At 43.7% G+C, this 19880-nt stretch carries 13 protein-coding genes and 1 pseudogene; all 14 read right to left on the reverse strand.

Going from position 1 to position 19880, the window contains the following annotated elements; all coding sequences use genetic code 11:
- Positions 1-33: 33 nt before the first annotated feature.
- Positions 34-354: a hypothetical protein gene (locus H1X92_RS01170; protein ID WP_180558495.1), complete on the reverse strand. Its 321-nt coding sequence runs from the start codon at positions 352-354 to the stop codon at positions 34-36.
- Positions 351-1853 carry a VENN motif pre-toxin domain-containing protein gene (locus H1X92_RS15680; protein ID WP_233458107.1) on the reverse strand — a complete coding sequence of 501 codons (1503 nt, stop codon included), beginning with the start codon at positions 1851-1853 and terminating at the stop codon, positions 351-353. Before H1X92_RS15680 ends, H1X92_RS01170 begins: the two co-directional genes overlap by 4 nt.
- Before the next feature lie 30 nt (positions 1854-1883).
- A complete protein-coding gene (locus tag H1X92_RS15685; RefSeq protein WP_225506840.1) occupies positions 1884-2081 on the reverse strand; it encodes a hypothetical protein in 198 nt (65 codons plus the stop codon).
- 5 nt (positions 2082-2086) lie between these two features.
- On the reverse strand, positions 2087-2257 hold the full coding sequence (locus H1X92_RS15690; protein WP_233458108.1) for a hypothetical protein: 171 nt from the start codon (positions 2255-2257) through the stop codon (positions 2087-2089).
- 73 nt (positions 2258-2330) lie between these two features.
- Positions 2331-8003 (reverse strand): hemagglutinin repeat-containing protein, encoded by a 5673-nt coding sequence (locus H1X92_RS15695; RefSeq protein WP_233458109.1) that lies wholly within the window; start codon positions 8001-8003, stop codon positions 2331-2333.
- A gap of 77 nt (positions 8004-8080) precedes the next feature.
- A complete protein-coding gene (locus tag H1X92_RS15700; protein WP_233458110.1) occupies positions 8081-10402 on the reverse strand; it encodes a two-partner secretion domain-containing protein in 2322 nt (773 codons plus the stop codon).
- An 11-nt stretch (positions 10403-10413) separates the two neighbouring features.
- Positions 10414-12121, reverse strand: a pseudogene (locus H1X92_RS01180) (ShlB/FhaC/HecB family hemolysin secretion/activation protein).
- Between the two features lie 532 nt (positions 12122-12653).
- On the reverse strand, positions 12654-14486 hold the full coding sequence (locus tag H1X92_RS01185) for a DEAD/DEAH family ATP-dependent RNA helicase (RefSeq protein ID WP_180558496.1): 1833 nt from the start codon (positions 14484-14486) through the stop codon (positions 12654-12656).
- Entirely contained in the window at positions 14479-14556 is a 78-nt protein-coding gene (yrbN, locus tag H1X92_RS16155; protein WP_135678145.1) for a protein YrbN, read from the reverse strand. The genes H1X92_RS01185 and yrbN overlap by 8 nt, the downstream gene beginning before the upstream one ends.
- Positions 14557-14661: 105 nt before the next feature.
- Positions 14662-15540 (reverse strand): lipoprotein NlpI, encoded by an 879-nt coding sequence (gene nlpI / locus H1X92_RS01195; RefSeq protein WP_180558497.1) that lies wholly within the window; start codon positions 15538-15540, stop codon positions 14662-14664.
- A 122-nt stretch (positions 15541-15662) separates the two neighbouring features.
- Entirely contained in the window at positions 15663-17789 is a 2127-nt protein-coding gene (gene pnp / locus H1X92_RS01200) for a polyribonucleotide nucleotidyltransferase (protein WP_180558498.1), read from the reverse strand.
- 291 nt (positions 17790-18080) lie between these two features.
- Positions 18081-18350 (reverse strand): 30S ribosomal protein S15, encoded by a 270-nt coding sequence (gene rpsO, locus H1X92_RS01205; protein ID WP_180558499.1) that lies wholly within the window; start codon positions 18348-18350, stop codon positions 18081-18083.
- Between the two features lie 120 nt (positions 18351-18470).
- On the reverse strand, positions 18471-19412 hold the full coding sequence (truB, locus tag H1X92_RS01210; protein WP_180558500.1) for a tRNA pseudouridine(55) synthase TruB: 942 nt from the start codon (positions 19410-19412) through the stop codon (positions 18471-18473).
- Positions 19412-19825 carry a 30S ribosome-binding factor RbfA gene (gene rbfA, locus H1X92_RS01215; protein ID WP_180558501.1) on the reverse strand — a complete coding sequence of 138 codons (414 nt, stop codon included), beginning with the start codon at positions 19823-19825 and terminating at the stop codon, positions 19412-19414. The genes truB and rbfA overlap by 1 nt, the downstream gene beginning before the upstream one ends.
- Positions 19826-19880 lie beyond the last annotated feature (55 nt).

The following is a 19880-nucleotide window of genomic DNA, read 5'->3' on the forward strand; positions in this document are numbered from 1 at the left end:
GGGAGAGCCCAGTGTGCGTTGGGTCTCCTACCATTAATAAAAGTTATCATCTAATTGCCCTTCAGATTTTAATATATCTAAAAATCTTTTATAGGCAGTTTCATCTAGCTCAAGTAAATCATCTAATAATGACTCTTGGATTAAAGCCCAATGATACACACCAGAACCAGCCCCTTCATTTTGGAAGTAAACCAACTCACCATTCAGTGTTGGTTCAATTAAATTAACTTCTGACAAGTCATAAACAGATAATCCTCCATACCCTTTGGGTAAGCCAAGACATAGTGATTTATTATTTATCCAATAAATAGCAAACACATCAATAAATTCACCACTTGGTTCTTGTATTTTCATTTAACTTTATCCCTTATTGTATCTGCAACTTGTTTCGGATCTTGTTGAATCCTTTGAGATGTAATGATTTTCATATCATATGCTTTACCAGTAGTTGAATTGTACTGATAGTGTATAGTTATTGTTTGACCATCAGGAAGTCTATGTTTTGCCTCCATTTTTTGGAAACCTGCTGATGTTGGAAAACGAGGATCATTATTTAATCCAGGTAACTCTTTACCTTGCAATGGCTTGGATTGAACTGATTTCCAAAATGTTTGTTCATTTAGATCTCTCGGTACTGCTGTTTGCTGACCGGGTTTAGCCGTTGAGATTTTGTCTGCATTCTTAATCAACTGTTTATTATAAACAGAGTTAGCTTCCTTTTGACTGAGATCTTTTGCGTTTTTAGAGTTTCCACCTATTTTTTCTAAAGCTTTTTTCTCTGCTTCCACTTTAGAAGTATTGGTTTGTTTACCGGTTGTTCCCTTACCACCTTTTCCACTTCCTCCATTTATCATAGCCGGAAGTGTTGTTGCTATCATTTGTGCCGTTTCAGCATCGAACCCCATTGCTTCAAAACGCTTTGTCCAGCCATATTCAACAGTGATACCTTCCGCTTCCATGCCCAACATATAGGCTGCAGGTATATAATTACGAAACTCATCAGCCAACGATTTATCTTTTGCAAGGTTCTTAATCGTTGTATCAAAGGCTTCCCATTGCTCAACCAGGTAACCATATTTTTGCTGGCACTGTTCAGGTGATGTCGAACAAACAGCCTTGATTTCTTCCTGTTGACGAACATTGGTATCCACCATGTCTCGAATAACTTTCTGACATTCATCACCAACACAAGTCCTTGCTTTATGAGCAAAGTTTTCTAATTGATTGGTGCTTAAAAAGTTATTCTCAACCGACGCCTTCCCCGCCTGAGCTGAGTTTACTGCACTTTGGCTATCTCCTCCAATCGAACCGCCGGCAATAGCTGCCGATAGGCTGGCAAATGCGCTGACGGTCGATTTTTCGTCTTCTGTCAGTTGGCTAACCTGTTTCTTATACAGGGCGACCGACAACATACCAACCGCTTCCGCTGTCATTGCGCCCAGGGACTGGGCGCCTGCATTTTCATTTTTTGCCAACGCTAATGCAACGTTAGCAATTCCATGGGCGGCCAAACGACCGGCTTTGTTATCTTCTCCAATATGCTGGCCGATTTGATTGGCAATATAAGGGGCACTGGCATTCGCCACCGCTTGGCTCACATCACCATTGGCCAGGCCTTGAATTAAGGCGGTGCCCGCCTCCACGATGCGGCGGTTAGTGCCGCCGACACCCCAGCCTGAACTATTGATTGTTGCCTTGATCGCCTGCTCATGAAGGTAGTTATCAATTGCACTATCACTGACCGTTTTGCCTTGCTGTTCGAGCGCCTGTTTAGCCTCATTACGCTGCTCTTTTGTCGGCGGGCTGGTATTTTCATTCACCGCTTGCGTCGCCCGAATAGTGGCTTCCGTCACCGCGATATCGGTGATCTGCTGACCTAACTCTCATAGCAGCTGATTTCGTTCGATCCGTTTTTGCGCTTGCTGTTTGTCAAAAATCGGTTTCAGTTTTACATGCGCCTTGTCCACATCACGGCTTAAATCCGCCACTTCCTGTTGCTGCTTGTCCTGGTCACGAATAATGAGTTGGCCTTCCGACACCGCTGAGTGGGTGGTATTGCTCGCTTTGCCTTGGTTATTCATATTGGTCAGCAACGAACCCGCTGCATTGGTGACAAACTGCTCACCCAGCGTGGCACCACCTGAACTAAAGCCGCCACTTTAGCTATCCACCTTATATTCAGCGCGGTTTTTGCTAGCGCCAAAGCCCAATGTGCCGGTGTCGAGTTTATTTTTAGCCACCTCGGCCGTGCTGCCAATCACCGCACCATCCAATTGCGTGTGCTTGCCCACCCTAATAACAAAGCCGCCTTGACCGGCATTGATAGCGGTTTATTTATCAACCGATTGGTAATCACTGTGCAGCTCGCTTTTGTTGGCATACACATTCAGTGAGCCGCCGCCGCCCTGGCGAATACTCGCGCCCAGGCTTGAACGGGTCTGTTGGGCAGCATATTTATCGATAAGTTGTTGGCTAGTTAACCTCAGGTTACCACCAACATCCACTTTAACCGTTTCACCGCTCACTTGCGCACCGGTTAATTTAGTGTCCTGACCACTTTCAATCGTCAGCTGCTGGCCGGCATTGAGTTGACTATCAGTGAAAAACTGGCTATTTCCTTTTTCAAACCCTTGGCTTTTATTAGCCCCAACGTTAGCACTCCAACCGTCTGTGCCATAGCCAATACCCATCGACAGCCCTTGACTGGCGTTTTTACTATTTACTTTTTGCCGATTGCTGGCACTTTTCAGGTCGATATCATTTTTGGCCATCAGGCTAATGTTTTTATCCGCAGCCAACTGACTGCCTTCAACCATTAAGTGCCCTTGGCTGTTTTCTTTCCTACCCGTTGCCGTCAGTGTAAGATTGTCACCCGCACTTAAACGGCTACCCGACGCCGTGTTTTGCTCTGTTATGGTGGTGGATTGTGACGAGTGGCGACCATAAGACAGATTGATAGCCACAGCAGGCATTTTACCTTGTGCTGCCGCCAGGCGAGCCGCTTGTCCGGCCTGAATGCCTTGTAACCCTGCTTTCATCGCTTTAAGGGCAGCCAGTTGGCTATCCTCTTCCTGTTTAGCCGATTTTGCCGTGCGCACCATGCTATCAAGGGCACTGCCAGTTGTCCCCCCCAATGAAAGTGTTAAACCACTGGCTTGAGTAGTTAGCCGGCTGATATCGGTGCGGCTATTTTCTGCCGCAGTGATAGTTACATCGCTGCCGGTGACAGTGATATCTTTTGCTGCCATCAGTTCACTGCCTGCAATCGTCCCTTGCGCGCCCGCAGTTAAGCTTACATTACCGGCCATACTGCCTATCACGCTGCCTTTTTTCTGCGTGCTATCCGTATCGTGAGTGATTTTTTGCCGGTTTGCGCCTAAAGTAAAACCCATCCCCCCAGTGCTCATTAAACCTGAGTTGTGGGTTTTCGATATATCGGTTTCATGCAACGTTTCATCTGACGTGCTCACATTGAGTTGAGCACCCGCCTTTAGCGTGACGCTGTTGGTGCCAAATAGATTGCTAGCATGAATATTTATCTCATTGCCCGCCGTCGCATTGATAGAATGACCACTAAAACGGCTACTAATGGCGCGGCGTTCAGTCAGTTGATGGTGCTTTTCGGTGGTGGTGCTCGATAAAAATCCTTTATCGGTATGTTTACTGTGCTTGGCATAGTCGCTGCTTGCAATACCTGAGGTGATATGGATATCGCGCCCGATATTGAAAGAGAGCGCTCCACCGCTCGATAGATTGGCAGCACGTGCTGATAAATCCTGCCCGGCCGATAAGGCTAAATCGCCTTGCGTTTGGATATGGGTGCCAATTTCCGTGGCGTTTTCACCCCGGTAATAGTTGTTGGAATTGCGCGTATAATCGAAAGCTGAACGCACATTACGGGTAGCTAACTGAATATTTTGCCCGGCCTGAATATCCGTTTTGCCATCCGCGCCCAAATTAGCAATTTGGCTGGCAGTCAGCTTGATGTCCTGGCGGGCTTTTAACGTCAGCTGACCATTATCACCCGTTACATAAATACTGGCTGGGCGATCTAACCATGACGATTGGCCATCGCCAAGCTGCGCTGTTTCACTACGAATATCACCGCCGGCAGCTAATGAAACGCGGTCTGCGGCGCCAATTTGGCCGCCCAGGTTGTGAATATCTTTCAATGCCTTAAGCTGAACTGTTTTAGCCTGCATACGCCCACTGTGATGGATAGTTTCACTTTGCAGATCAGTCAATTGACGACTAGCAATTTCACCACTATTTAGCAGCTTAGCGGTGATATCGGCAGAAACATTGCCTCCTGACAGCAGTGCTCCATTGCCATTTAAATCCCCCTGGCGAGCGCGCACATACAGCTGTGGAACACTGACCTTCTCAATACGTCCATCTGGCAACAGCACCTCTTTATTAACCATCCACACCATGTCACTGGTGAGATTAGCCATTTGCGCTGACGATAAGACAATACCCGGTGTCAAATTATACTGCTTACCATAAGTCACCCCGCTGGTCAGGAGCGCTCGGTATTGCTGTTCATCACTTTGGTAGTTAGCCAGTCGCCGTTGACCGGTAAGTTCCATCAGTTGCTCGCGCACTAAACGCTGCTCATAATAACCATCGGCTAACCGCTTATGCAGCTGCGAGTGAGTAACAACCTCGATACTCGATAACCATTTTTTATGGTGGGTAAAACGGGGATCAGTTTCAATCAGATATTGGCTGTCGCTATCGGGTGTCAGCTTAAACAGGCTGTTATCTGGCAGTTTTATATTTGGCTCTATGGTTTTGATCACACTAGCCAAAATCGTTGGTGATGAGTCAACGGATTTATCAGTAGTAAAATCAACTTTGCTGCTGATTGCTGGCAACTGAATGACGGCTGTCTGCTGAGCCGGCAGATCCAACGGTCTGTTTGGCTGATCTTTTAAGGCTTGCTGAGCAATATTAGCAACAAAATGCGGCGGCAGATCGGCATCAGCAGTCGCATCTGTTTGTTCAGTCAGTTTATTTACCTTAACGGCATCTAGCTGGGGCTTGTTAATCTCTCCGGCCTGTTCCGTCACTTCAATTAGATTGAATGATAAACTTTGTTCGCTATTGACACCTTGATATTGAGAGCGATTACTGCGCGTTTTCCATTTACCGCCACCTTTATAACGATAGATAGTATCACCCTTTTCAGCGATGCGAAGCACACCCTGTGTTTCTTGGTTATTGAGTTCTTCACCGGTTAAAATCAAATTTTGCCCAGCCACTACTCGTGAATTTTCATTGTTAAGTTGCTGGCCATCCACGGTGAGATGCTTGCCACTTGTGATCAACGCAGGATCACGGTTAATAAGCTGCGTTTTATCAGTGATACGCTGATAGTCATATTCATAGAAATACTTGGTCCAGTTACCATTTTCAAACATGCGCCAGCGGTTAGAACTTTCATAATCAATCCCCACATCTGGGTTTAATGTGCCATCATCATTAATAGCATGACGAGTTTGATTACCATTACGTGGCGCAATTTTGTAACGTCGGCCATTACCAAAATCAAACCAATTAAAATGTTCACGACTCACTTCAAGCGGTTGATCAGAAAATTGTAAATGGATATCTTTATTTTCCAGCCGCTCAGTGGCTAATATCAGATCACCGGCGGCTTCAATATTAGCACTGTGGTTTTTGACACTCTGCGCGCGGCCGGTAGCCTGCAGTTGGTCATCTAATGCCTGGCCAATCACCAGATCACCATCGCTATAAATCAGCGCATGGTCGCGGTTTAATAAGTCAACAACCGCAATATTGACTGCATTGCGTCCGGCAATGACAGCAGATTTGTCTGCCTGTTTATCATTAATCAGGCGCGAAACAGCAAGCGCGAGCAAATCACCGTAAATTCTACCGCTGCCGATGTTATCGAGGGATTGGGCGCTGATATGGATTAATCCACCATTAATTAAGCCGCTATTACGCATATTGCCACTCACGCTAATATGGCTCTTTTGCCCATTGATTTCGCCTGACAGGTTATTAATCACCATTGGGCTGGTAAGCAGTAAATCACCTAAGCTGGATAATAAGCCATGGTTGCTAAAACCTTGTTTAAAGTTGGCCACCAGGCGCTCACCGGCTTGAATATAGCCTTGATTTTCAAACCATTGACTTAGGGAAAGGGATAACTCTTTTTGCGCGCTAAGCTTACCCGCGCCGGCTAATTGGTTAGCGATGATGGTTGCCGAGCCATCACTCACCATGACGCCTCGCTGATTGGCTAAGCGCAATTTTTGACCCTTGCCATCATCACTGATATTCAGTTGGCTACCGACCGATAGCATGCCTTGGCTATTGTCCAGCTGTTGGCGGATAATAGCATCTAGCGTTTGAGCAGCACGCACTACACCATCTTGGTTATGCAAACTATCGCTATCGAGTGATATTTGCTGGCCTTCGATCCCTTTGCCCGCCTGGGCTGTGGCTAGGTTAGTTATTTTTTGACTGCTGATAAGCAATTTTTTATTCGCTTTGAGCCAACCCTGGCTATTATCAATCTGCGTTTGTGCCCATAACGCCACATGATTAAGCCCCTGGATCACCCCTTGAATGTTGTTTATCGCTTGCCCATGAATAGTTAAATCTGCAGCAGATAAGATTTGGCCTTGCTGGTTGTCGATATTCTGCTTGATGGATAGCGCTGTATTTTGCTGTGACTTGAGCAGCCCTTGGCTATTATTTAGCGCTAACCCGTTTATATTCATTATTGATTGGCTCAACAGGGTGCCGTTTTGGTTATCAATACGCAGTGCATCAATTTTCAGTCCCTCCTTGCCCTGAGTAATTGCCTGTGAATTGATAAAATCACCCAATTGCAATTCAACCTGTCCTTTCCCCTCCAGAATGCCTTTTTGGTTCAATAGCGGTTGTTGTTGCGTATCGATTGAAAATGCATTGGCAGAAAAGATTTGCCCCTGTTGGTTATCAAGCAGTAAGGTAATTAACTTCGTGGTCTGTGCGCCTTGGATCTGTCCATGCTGATTGCTCAATTTGCCACTTTCGAGCGATAAACTACCACCACTTAAGATCCCGCCGGTTGCCTGGCTATGGTTATTATTAATTAGTTGTCCGTGACTATTAAGCCGCAATTTTTTAGCCGCTTGTATTCGCCCTTGTACATTTTGGAGCTCACCGATTTTGGCATCCAAGGTATTGTCGGCGATAATTTCTCCCTGGCGATTATCAACCCGCTTTTGCTGCGTATCTAACGCGATGTCATGAGCCTGAATATGTCCTTGATAATTGATTAATTCGCCGATCTTTAAGGCTAGTCGTTGGCTGGCAAAGATACCTTGCTCATTTGTTTTAGCCAGATTGGTTAAGGAATGCCCATGGGTATCAAGAGTGATTAATTGCCCTTTAATAGTACCTTGACTGTTGTCAAACTGGGTCGTGTTCAGCTTGATGTCTGACTGACTAGTCACCAGACCTTGGCGGTTATCTAACCCTTGACTGTCTATATTCAGCCGTTGCCGGGCAAAAATGCGGCCTTGTTGGTTTTTCAACACGCCACTATAAATAGATAAGCTGCCTTGGGCATCAATACCTTGCTGATCACCCGTTTGGCTATTGCTCAGTTGCTGACCGTGGGTATCAATCAGCATGTTACTGCCTGACTGAATAACACCTCGCTGATTTGCAAGCTTACCCGAGTGTAAGGTGAGTTTTTGCAGAGCATGCAACGTGCCTTCACTATTATCAAGCTGTTGTTGATGAGTATTAATATCAATGTTGGTTGCTTGTAGATGCCCCTGGTGGTTGAACAGTGCTTGATTACTCATCATCAATAACTGTTCAGCAGTAATCAAACCAGCCTGGTTATTGATATCCTCATTAATGATAAGCTGCAAGTCCTCCCGCTTAGTGATCAATTTACCTTGCAGGTTATCCAGCTGTTTGGCTTTAATCACAAATGAACCATTAGCACTGATATCCCCAGCACGATTGGTCAACTGCTGAGCAACCTGAATTAAACCTTGCTGTTCGCCCAGTTGGGTTAAGCTCGCTCGGTTATGGTTCAGGCTATTGACTATAAATTGGATATTATCAGCCTGAGTATTCGCTCGGTCAGATCAACCTCTGTAGCAGTTAACCGCAGCTGCCCGCTGGATGAAATTTTACTACGCCGTCCTTGCAGTACCTGAGTCTGAATTAGCATGTCTGCTTGTTTGCTAATTAATTTTCCATCATCGTGAGTCAGCGCCAGGGTATTTAAAAAAACATTTTTTTCACCAATCAAGCTGCCTTGGCGATTATCAATACTTTGTCGAGCAACCACGCTTAATGCAGCCGTTTTTGCAGCAATGATTGTCCCTTGCTGGTTTTCAAGTTTATTAATATTAAGCGTTAGATCACCTTGGCTGCTGATATTGCCTGATTGATTATTTAAGGTTTGGCTCAGTGTGATCTGTCCTGTTTCTGCACCTGTTTGCCGCATCTTCCCAGCTTGATGTGACAGGTTTTGCCCTTGAATAGCAATATTTTTAGCTTGCGTTATTGCTTGATCGAGGTTAATTGATTGGCCGTTTAATTTTAGTGCGCCATTCGTTTGGAGCTCACCCTGTTGGCCGGTAAGCAGGTTGGCTTTAATGTGAGTAGCATCCTTGCCAGTAGCAATTAGGTGGCCATGCTGGTTATTCAGTATTTGGCTATCAATATCCAACTTACTAGCACGGATCAACAGACGACCCGATTGATTATTCAGTTCATTAACTACTATATTGGTGTCGCCTGCCAGACTGATTTCCCCCTGCTGGTTGTGCAAGGTACGGGTGTGCCACCGATTATCAAATCTGCGTTGTTGAATTAATTTACCTTGTCGGTTGTTGATAAACTCAGGGCTAATTAACACTATTTGCTTGGCAACAAGCTGACCTTTTTGATTATCAAGCCCTTTTTTCGCCGTCAATAGCGCTTTATTATCAACCAAAATATTGGCTTGTTTTGTGTCAATATTTGCTTCGGTTGCAGTCAATATCATTGCTTTCGCTTTGATAGCGGAGCCAGATAAATCAACTGAGCTGCCAGTCAGCACAATATTTTGTTTAGCAACGATAGTACCTTGTAGTGCAACTGTTTTTGGGCCTTTAACCATCAGTGAGCCCGCGGTGGTTAATTTCCCTTTGCTATCCACACCGGCAGCAACGAATGTGCCATAATCGCTGTTGATCCACTCAGCATGGGCAACAATATTTTCACCCGCGACGATTTGGCCTTTCTCTATGTTGTTAATCGCATTTTTAGCGGTTAAATTAATATGTTGCTCAGCCATTAGTGTGCCGCCGTTAGCAACAATTTGCTGGCTTTTGATCGCTAAATGTTGGTTGCCGATGATAGCCCCCACATTAGTAATTTTACCATCAGCAGATAAGGAAATATCGCCCGCCTGAGCAGCAATATGGCCGGCATTACGCACTCCAACGCCATGCTCTGTGCCGCGCATGGTTATCTGGTTAGCATACATACCCCCGAGTGCGGAGACATCGAGAGCAAATTTAGGTCGTTCATCCTGCGCTGAATGATCGGTTTTAAGGATCGTTTTGCCATCAGCAGCGAGCTGATTTTTACCTGTGGTGATCACCAGATCTTTAGCGTGTAATTTGGCATTAATTTTTACTGAGCGAGCAATTAAGGCGGTGTAGTTAATATCATTGCCGTTATAACCTTTTCCAGCAATATTTATATTGCCTTTATCAACTGCGAAACCTTTAACTTTGCCATTTTCTATCAGAGTCTTACCCGCTGATAGTAAGGATTGGTCGGCGTTGATAAAACCACAGCCATTACAGGTAATCCCTGCCGGGTTAGCAATAATGACATCCGCTTTTTTACCCGCAACTTCAATAAAACCATTGAGCTGGCTTGGATCACGGCTATTGACTTCATTCAAGATGATTTTAGCTTGCCCTTTTGCCAACCAATCATTACCTTGAATGATGCCAGCAAGCTGAGTATTCACATTGGTACTGCTGTTATTGAGGATCGCACCTTTATGGTCAACATCAAATTGACGGTATTGGTTGCGTGAAACGCCATCACGGTTGGGTGTCTGGATGTTGATTTGCGGTAAGCCATTTTGGCTGTTGACAATCGTTGGCTGCTGGTTATCCGGTGCATTACCATCTGCTTGAATAGTAGAGGATTGCACATTAAAACTCACCATGCCGAAAGTTAACCATAATGAGGTGGTGATGGATTTAATGACCCAACGCAGACGGCTACTTGTGGCTTTTTCGATGGAATTTTCTGTTTGGTTTACCGGATCGGTACGGTGACCAGTGATAATGTCAGCAACGACCATCACCATTTGGCGCGCGACATTAAAAATTAAACGATAAAATAATTTATTCATCCTAATTAGCCTTAGTAATTCCAGTTTACAGAGAAAGCCAATGTCGCCGGATCGGTTTTAAATCCATCCGGTTTAGAAAATGGTATACCAACAGAGAAGTCATAGCTCAAATTGGCAGGGCTTATCGCGCCACGCAAACCGATAACGCCTCCTGCAAGGTGTGTACCGAGGTTGAGATCAACCCCTTTTCCTCCAATTTCACCATAATCAGCTCCTAGATAGAGCTCCTGATCCGGTATTGGTCTTACCCAAGACAGGCTGTTACGTATTGTCCAACCCCTATCCGCACTCAACGTGCGCTCACCATCAAAACCGCGAACTGTCCAGCGGTTACCGATGTTAAACTGGTCTTGTGGGGTGAGTGGGGTGTAACTAATTTGGCGTAAATATTGGCTGTCAAAGCGCAAGGAGTGGCGGGCAAGCTTAAAGGGGACACTGGCTGACGCTGAAAATTGCATGACTTTAGCGAGTGCCGTTGCATAATCCTTTGAATCACGCTCACGAGACTCTTCAAACGCCGGCATGGCGCCAAACCAGCGTATGCCATGTTGATAGTTCACACTCGCCGTTAATGTCGCTTGCCCAACATATTGCTGATGATTAAATGCCAATTTCCACCAAGTCGTCCGGCGTTTTTTGTTTTTCAATTTCGGTATCATAAATCAAGTTACGCGTTTCGCGTAAATTCACATCATACGTCACTGTCGTTTTGGCAGTGGCATCGCGATAGAGCACATTGCTTAATTGCAGGCTGAGGCTTTTGCTTTTACCCCGATATTGAATATCATCACTGGATCCGGCAATTGTTTGGGTATATTTATAGTCACTCACGGTGGTGGCAAACTGCCAATAACCAAATGGTAGCGAGTAATGAGCGCTGTAGTTAGTGCTGTCTTTACTGCTCGAAAAGCTTAAATCACGCGTTGCCGCAATATAGAAAAGATCACTTAGCGATGTTGGATTATTGAGCGCCAACATCACACCAGCCTGGTGTTTGCCCGTGCTTTTTGCCCCCGTGTTATCCATCCATGCACTGGCATGCCAGAAACGTGATTGCTGACGCCTGATGACAATTTGAGTTTCTCCAGGCCCATCGCCCGGCACCATTTCCAGTGTAGCTTGTACGGTCGATAGACGTTGCAAGTTTTCTAAACCTTGCTCCATGTCACGTAAATCCAATAAATTACCTCGACGGGCAGGCATCGCCGTATATAAGTTGGTGTATTTTGATGAGTCTTCTGTCAATAGAATCTTTTGTACTTTCCCTGGCATCACCACCAGTTTCAATACACCAGAGGATAAATCTTGTTCTGTCACCAGTACCCGAGTGGTTATCCAACCATGGCTGATTAAGCGATTTTGGATATTAGTGACAAGTAAATTAATACCCTTCACGCCGAGACAATGGCCGATAGCTTGATCCGCTAAACGTTGCACGGGAACCCAATGCGGTAACGCCGCTTGCCCTGTCACGCTGACTTGTTCAAGCCTGAAGCACGGTTTTTCATCTGGAAACAGTAATGTGGTTTTAACCATCGGCACAGACAAATGTAGATCCGGTGCCCTGGCTGCCAATTGCTGTTGTTGAGCTTGTTGCTGCTGCGCCTGCTGTTGCAACAACCTATCTGCATTCTCAGGCTTTAGGTGTGAAGCTGACGCGGCGAAAGGGGGTAAAACAACGAGAGAAAAAAGGCGATATTTCAATAAATTCCGTTTCATAGCTTCCTATATTCGCTTTATTCAATTGTAACGTTATTTTTAACATCCTGTTAAGTTGATAAGAATAATATAACGAAATAATATTTATCAATAGATGATATTTAATTTCATCTATAAAGATAAAATTGACATCTTTTAGCATAAGTCTCTTAATACCCTTTACCATTGTAACGCTTTGCGTTAACGACGCCCTGATAAGCATTTGTTCAGAAAACGGAATTTAAAACATGCTAACGCCTTTGCCTGGTAAGTGGCTGCTTTGTCAATTACCTTGCAATCGTCGGGGGATATACATGAAAAGTCGGGCTATCGCTGCTGCTGTTTTTTGACCACGACACTTTTGCTGAAAATGGTCAGGCAAAATTAGTATTATGTAATGGTCAACCTATTCCGATCAGTCGTTGCTATCTAAAAAGCCTTTAAAGAGGGATTAGAATTATGTTGATTTGGTTGATGTCGTTTTAATAAACAAAAAAGCTGAATTCAATTGAATTCAGCTTTTGGCGTCACATAAGATATTAATCTTATTACATTAGATATTGTGATTACTACGACGACGTAATCCAGCGTTATTATGTCCTTCATTACGTCCACGGAACTGTTCACGCTCACTACGACGTTCGTTACCAAAGCGACGTCCTCGCTCACGTAATTCACCACCATTGCGTTGTCCATTACCACGACGTTCAAATGGTTGTGCTTCACCTAACAATTGCATTTGCATTGGCTTATTCAAAATACGTGTACGTGTCAAATGATTAAGTAGTTCATTTGGCATTCCTTTTGGTAACTCAATCGTTGAGTGCGAGGCAAACAACTTAATATTACCAATATAACGACTACTAATATCCGCTTCGTTAGCAATTGCACCGACAATGTGGCGAACTTCTACGCCATCATCACGACCAACTTCAATACGGTACAATTCCATATCACCAACATCACGACGCTCCCGACGCGGACTACGCTCCGAAGTACCATTACTATTACTGCGACGACGCTCATCACGCGAATTAAATTCACGTTTTGCGCGACGCACAGGATCAGGTGGCAATATTAACGGCCGATCCCCTTGCGCCATTTTTAATAGCGCAGAAGCTAAAGTTTCCATATCCAGTTCATCATTAGCAACTAATTTAGTCAGTAACGCTCGATATTTCTCTAAATCACCACTTTCTAGTTGCTTTTGAATATTTTCAGCAAATTTAGCTTGGCGACGTTCACTTAAAACCGCCGCACTGGGTAACTCAACTTCGGTAATTGGCTGCTTCATGGTACGTTCTATATTACGTAATAGTCGACGTTCACGATTATCCACAAACAAAATAGCGCGCCCAGCTCGACCTGCCCGACCAGTACGACCAATTCGATGCACATAAGACTCAGCATCCATTGGTATGTCATAATTGACAACTAAACTAATACGTTCAACATCTAGACCACGTGCTGCAACATCAGTGGCAATTAATATATCAAGGCGACCATCTTTTAAACGCTCTAATGTTTGCTCACGTAGCGCTTGATTCATATCGCCATTTAGCGCTGAACTGTTATAGCCACTACGTTCAAGCGCTTCAGCAACCTCTAATGTGGCATTTTTAGTGCGCACAAAAATAATTGCCGCATCAAAATCTTCTGCTTCCAAAAAACGAACCAATGCTTCATTTTTACGCATACCATAGACAGACCAGTAACTTTGGGTAATGTCTGGGCGCGTCGTCACACTGGATTGAATGCTGATCTCTTTTGGAGATTTCATAAAGCGACGGGTAATACGACGGATCGCTTCCGGCATGGTGGCAGAAAACAGCGCCGTTTGATGCTCGCTTGGGATCTGGCTCATGATATTTTCAACGTCTTCAATGAACCCCATACGTAACATTTCATCCGCTTCATCAAGAACCAAACCACGTAAATGGGATAAATTTAATGTCCCTCTTTTCAAGTGATCTAATAAGCGACCTGGTGTTCCCACTACAATTTGTGGGCCTTGTCTTAGTGCGCGTAACTGCGAATCGTAACGCTGCCCACCATAGAGTGCGACCACATTGACTGAACGCATGTGTTTGGAAAATTCACCCATGGCTTCCGCAACTTGTACGGCTAACTCCCGCGTTGGTGCCAACACTAAGATTTGTGGGGCTTTCAATGTGATATCTATATTATGTAAGAGCGGTAAACTAAAAGCTGCTGTTTTACCACTACCGGTTTGTGCCATACCTAATACGTCACACCCATCTAATAAATAGGGGATACATTGCTGCTGGATTGGCGATGGTTTTTCATAACCAAGGTCATTTAGTGCAGAAAGAATTGGTGTTGATAAACCTAAATCAGCAAAAGAGATTTCAGTCTCATTAGTCATGTAAAAGTGCCTCATTCATTATGGCGGCCAGTTTACATAACTCTGCGAAAAAAATTTCGGTCATTTTCATTTAAAATGTGAACTGGCTCAAATTATGTTATTAAACGAACAACAAGCCCTCATCACAATCGATGAAGACTTAAAAAAAGCAGTGATGATATGTTCGTCGCTACTGTTAGCCTGATTCTGAAAGGTCGTCTTGTGCCTGACCTAACAAAGCCAGTTCCAACAGAGCATAGCGGTGCTCAACAAAGCTATGTGCATTGCTAGCTACCGTAAGCTTGAATAACGCTATAGCGCTATCATTATCCCCCAGACTTAGGTAATGTTTACCTAAATAGAAGTTAGTTTCACTAAGATGCTCAGCGAGCGAAGTGTTATCTGTTGAATTCTCTTTTAGACGAACCATCAATGTTTTTTCACTGATTTTGCCTAAATAGAATTCAACTACATTCCAGCCCCATTGCCCTTTTTCCGCTTGGTTATAACGAGATAACAAATTGGCTAATGCCATTTTTGGTTCTATCTCTTTCTCCACTAAATAAAGCCATAAGCTGCGGAAAGGATCATTTGGATCTTGTCGATAATACGCCAGCAGATCACCCTGCGCCAATCGATATCTTCCACCATAATAGAGTGCAATACCTCGATTCATGCGCGCGAAATTGTAAGTTGGATCAAGCTCTAAAACAGAATCAAACGCTTCATAGGCAGCATCAAAATTGCCTGCCTGTGTAAAATATATTCCAAGGAAATTAAAAACTTCCGGAATATCAGGACGTATAGCTAGCGCCATAGTAAAATCATTGCGCGCTAACGCCCTTAATCCGAGACTATCATACAATACACCGCGTTCATATAAAAGCTGTGCGTATTCATCATCGGATAATGACCGGCTTGCAAGGATCTGCTCCATACGAGCCAATATTACTTCTTGTTGCAATGTGGGTTGCAACGGGATAGCAAAGACTTCATTTTTACGCCAGTTTCCGCTGCTACAACCGACAATAAAAACAATAGCAGCAGTATAGAGCCAGCGCAGAAAAGAATTCATTACCTTCTCCCAAAGACAGAAACTAATCAATATATCCCGTCAATCCCCACAATTACCGGAGACTCAGTTAGCAAAAAACTGAGTAGGTGCTCTTTTTACAGGACACCGAGCCTTACGTCAAATTATTCTGCAGAAATTTGTGTTTCTGTTTCAGTCGGCTTTTCAGTAGAAACCGCCTCTTTAATACTAAGGCGAATACGACCCTGCCGATCAATTTCCAGTACTTTAACCGGTACTTCCTGACCTAACTGTAAGTAATCAGTAACTTTTTCAACACGTTTTTCTGCTATCTGAGAGATATGCACCAATCCTTCTTTGCCACCACCAATGGCAACAAAAGCACCAAAGTCAACAATACGTGTGACTTTGCCCTGATAGACACGACCAACTTCAACTTCTGCGGTAATATCTTCAATACGGCGAATAGCCGCTTCTGCTTTAGAACTATCAGTTGCCGCAATTTTTACCGTACCATCATCATCAATTTCAATCGTAGTACCGGTCTCTTCAGTTAATGCTCTAATGACAGAACCACCTTTTCCTATCACATCTTTAATCTTATCAGGATTAATGTGGATGGTATGAATTCGTGGAGCAAACTCAGAAATTTCCTCACGGGGACGATTAATCGCTTCTTCCATAACCGTTAAAATGTGTAAACGAGCCCCTTTTGCCTGATTTAATGCAACTTGCATAATCTCACGCGTAATGCCCTCAATTTTGATGTCCATTTGCAGAGCACTAATACCTTCACGGCTACCTGCGACTTTAAAATCCATATCGCCTAAATGATCTTCATCACCTAAGATATCGGAAAGCACAACATAATCATCGTTTTCTTTCACCAATCCCATGGCAATACCAGCCACTGCAGCTTTAATTGGAACACCGGCATCCATCAATGCTAGTGATGCCCCACAAACGGAAGCCATAGAAGAAGAGCCATTAGATTCGGTAATTTCAGACACCACACGTACAGTATAGGGAAACTCTGATTGGTTCGGCATAACCGCCAATACACCACGCTTAGCCAAACGCCCATGGCCAATTTCACGACGTTTTGGCGAACCGACCATGCCCGTTTCTCCCACTGAATAAGGAGGAAAATTATAATGGAATAAGAAACGATCGGTATATTCACCCATAAGTTCATCAATAACTTGCGCATCACGCTCAGTACCGAGCGTAGCCGTGACCAATGCCTGAGTTTCTCCGCGCGTAAATAACGCTGAACCATGGGTACGAGGTAATACGCCAGTACGTACATCAAGAGCACGTACCATGTCTTTTTCTCGACCATCAATCCGCGGTTCGCCTTTTAACACCCGAGTACGGACAACTTTTTTCTCTAAACCGGAGAGAATGTCGTTTATTTCAGCAACATCTATAGATTCATTTTCTGCCAAAAGTGTATTAGCAACATCTTCTTTGATCGCATCAACGTTAGTGTAACGTTCTAGTTTTTCAGTAATACGATAAGCATCACCCAACCGCTGTTCAGCTAATTCAGCAATACGGCGATGTAATTCTTCATTAATCGCTTCTGGCTGCCAATCCCATTTTTCTTTACCCGTTTCGGCCGCCAAGGCATTGATATTCTCAATCACGATTTGTTGCTGTTCGTGACCAAAAACCACCGCACCTAGCATCTGCTCTTCCGTCAATAAATCAGCTTCAGACTCTACCATTAGTACCGCACTCGACGTGCCGGCTACCACTAAATCTAAGCGACTGCTTTTCAATTCATCAACGGTGGGATTTAAAACATATTGGTCATCAATATAACCAACGCGCGCTGCACCAATTGGACCATTAAATGGAATACCTGAAATAGATAAAGCAGCAGATGCGCCAATCATAGCAACAATATCTGGATTCACTTGTGGATTAATGGAGACAACCGTAGCAATAATTTGTATCTCATTGACAAATCCCTCTGGAAACAAGGGACGAAGTGGACGATCAATCAGTCGGGCAATCAGTGTTTCACCTTCACCAGGACGACCTTCGCGACGAAAAAAACTACCGGGAATTCGACCGGCAGCATAAGATCGTTCCTGATAGTTAACGGTCAGTGGAAAGAAATCCTGCCCTTCTTTCACTTTTTTCTGTCCAACAACAGTGACAAATACGGCTGTATCATCCATATTAACCATAACCGCAGCAGTCGCTTGACGCGCCATCATACCCGTTTCAATTGTGACGGTATGCTGGCCATATTGAAATTTACGAACAATAGGATTAAGCAAAATAATACCCTTTTAATAGCTGTTTATTTATATAACAACACCAATATTTCCCTTCTTGCTACATCCTCACGACTAATGACAATACTGAATATTTTTATTCATCTTGTGAATATCAGCATTCTCATTAGCCGCGCGAACCGGTTGTAGCTAAAGAAGCTCACTTTATTTAGAAATAAATTGGCAAAAATCTATTTCCTAAAATTATTTTGTAAGTGTAAACCAATTCTAAAATTTTTTACGCTTTCTAGCAGAAAAGGGGCCTCTGGCCCCTTTTCTTTTGAAACCAACTAATCAGCGACGTAATCCTAAGCGCTCAATAAGTCCGGTATAACGAGCAACATCTTTACGCTTCAGATAGTTCAATTGCTTACGACGCTGAGCAACCATTCGCAACAGGCCTCGACGGCTATGGTGATCTTTCTTATGCTCTGCAAAGTGATCTTGCAAATGATTGATTTGTGCAGTCAATAGAGCAACTTGAACTTCACTAGAACCCGTATCATTTTTATCACGACCATAGTCCGCAATAATTTGCGCTTTTGCTTCAGTACTTAGAGACATAAAATAACTCCAGATTTTTCATTAAACATAAGGAAAGCCGATCTCTAATTCAGCCTTCCCGAACAAATGCTCACCTATTTTACGCTTCAATCAATCATAACGCAAGATAACATCTAAATCCTAGCAGACACTTTCCACGACTAAACGACGAGGCGCGATCCTATTTTGTTCATCGATCTCAGCAATACCAATAAATTTATGGATATTACCTTCTGTTACTCGAACTTTATTACCTTCGGGAAGCTGATGATTAGCAACAACCGCTTGCCCTTGTTTAAAATAGGTTGCAACAAGCGATGAAATATTGACTACCGGAAAATGACTAACCGCTGTATCGATAGGTAGTAATAAAGGATCTAATTGTTCCTCCAGAGAAGTTGTTCCTAATTCCACTTGCTGCTTAAGCGTATATAATTGCTCTAACGTTACCATACGTTCACTAGGATAAGTAGCTACCTGTAAGCGCCTTAGATAAATCACATGAGCACCACAACCCAACAATTCACCTAAATCATCAATAATAGTCCGTATATAAGTCCCTTTTGAACAATGAATGGTTAATTCCAGTTCATTCTCTTGCCAGCGCTCAAATTGTAAATCATAAACAGTAATCGGGCGGCCTTGACGTTCAATAGTAATACCTTGACGGGCATATTCGTAAAGCGGTTTACCCTGATATTTAAGCGCAGAATACATAGACGGTACTTGGATTAAATTACCACGAAATTTATCTAATGCCTTATCAAGTTGCCGCTGGGTTATTTCGATCGGACGTTGACAAATTATTTTGCCATGCGCATCTGAAGTATCAGTACGCTGCCCTAAACGAGCAACAACACGATAGCGTTTATCCGAATCAAGTAAAAATTGTGAAAATTTTGTTGCCTCACCCAGACAAATCGGTAACATGCCGGTTGCTAAAGGATCAAGTGCTCCGGTATGACCTGCTTTTTTAGCATTAAATAACCGACGTACTTTTTGCAAAGCATCATTAGATGAAAGTTCTGCCGGTTTATCTAATAACAATACCCCGTGAACTTCGCGACCTCGACGACGCCTCATTACTTCCTCTCTTTATCTTTAGCGGTATGACGGCGCTTTTCATCATCACGGATCACGTTGCTAACTAAATTAGACATACGCATACCTTCAACCAAAGAGTTATCATAAAAAAAAGTTAATTCAGGAACAATACGTAAACGCATTGCTTTACCGAGCAAAGAACGAATATGTTTCGCCATATCGCCATTCAATACTTTGATACCATTTTTAACCATATCTATTTCATGTTCTTGATCTGATATGTTTAAAAAAGTCACGAACACTTTGGCATAAGCCAGATCACGAGAAACCTCCACTCCTGAAACAGTAGCCATTTTAACGCGTGGATCTTTAATTTCTCGATGCAAAATAATGGCGATCTCTTTTTGTATTTCCTGGGCAACACGCTGAGCACGACCAAACTCTCTTGCCATTATGACATCTCCTCACAGGGTAAAACTAAAATATAATAACCATTCATTATTATAT

This window comes from Arsenophonus endosymbiont of Apis mellifera (assembly GCF_903968575.1).
GTDB lineage: Bacteria > Pseudomonadota > Gammaproteobacteria > Enterobacterales > Enterobacteriaceae > Arsenophonus > Arsenophonus apicola.

Bases quoted from the DNA above. Each gene is read 5' to 3' on its own strand.
- H1X92_RS01170 (WP_180558495.1), bottom strand. From the start codon at position 354: ATGAAAATACAAGAACCAAGTGGTGAATTTATTGATGTGTTTGCTATT.
- H1X92_RS15685 (WP_225506840.1), bottom strand. From the start codon at position 2,081: ATGAATAACCAAGGCAAAGCGAGCAATACCACCCACTCAGCGGTGTCG.
- H1X92_RS15700 (WP_233458110.1), bottom strand. From the start codon at position 10,402: ATGAATAAATTATTTTATCGTTTAATTTTTAATGTCGCGCGCCAAATG.
- H1X92_RS01185 (WP_180558496.1), bottom strand. From the start codon at position 14,486: ATGACTAATGAGACTGAAATCTCTTTTGCTGATTTAGGTTTATCAACA.
- yrbN (WP_135678145.1), bottom strand. From the start codon at position 14,556: ATGAAAATGACCGAAATTTTTTTCGCAGAGTTATGTAAACTGGCCGCC.
- nlpI (WP_180558497.1), bottom strand. From the start codon at position 15,540: ATGAATTCTTTTCTGCGCTGGCTCTATACTGCTGCTATTGTTTTTATT.
- rpsO (WP_180558499.1), bottom strand. From the start codon at position 18,350: ATGTCTCTAAGTACTGAAGCAAAAGCGCAAATTATTGCGGACTATGGT.
- truB (WP_180558500.1), bottom strand. From the start codon at position 19,412: ATGAGGCGTCGTCGAGGTCGCGAAGTTCACGGGGTATTGTTATTAGAT.
- rbfA (WP_180558501.1), bottom strand. From the start codon at position 19,825: ATGGCAAGAGAGTTTGGTCGTGCTCAGCGTGTTGCCCAGGAAATACAA.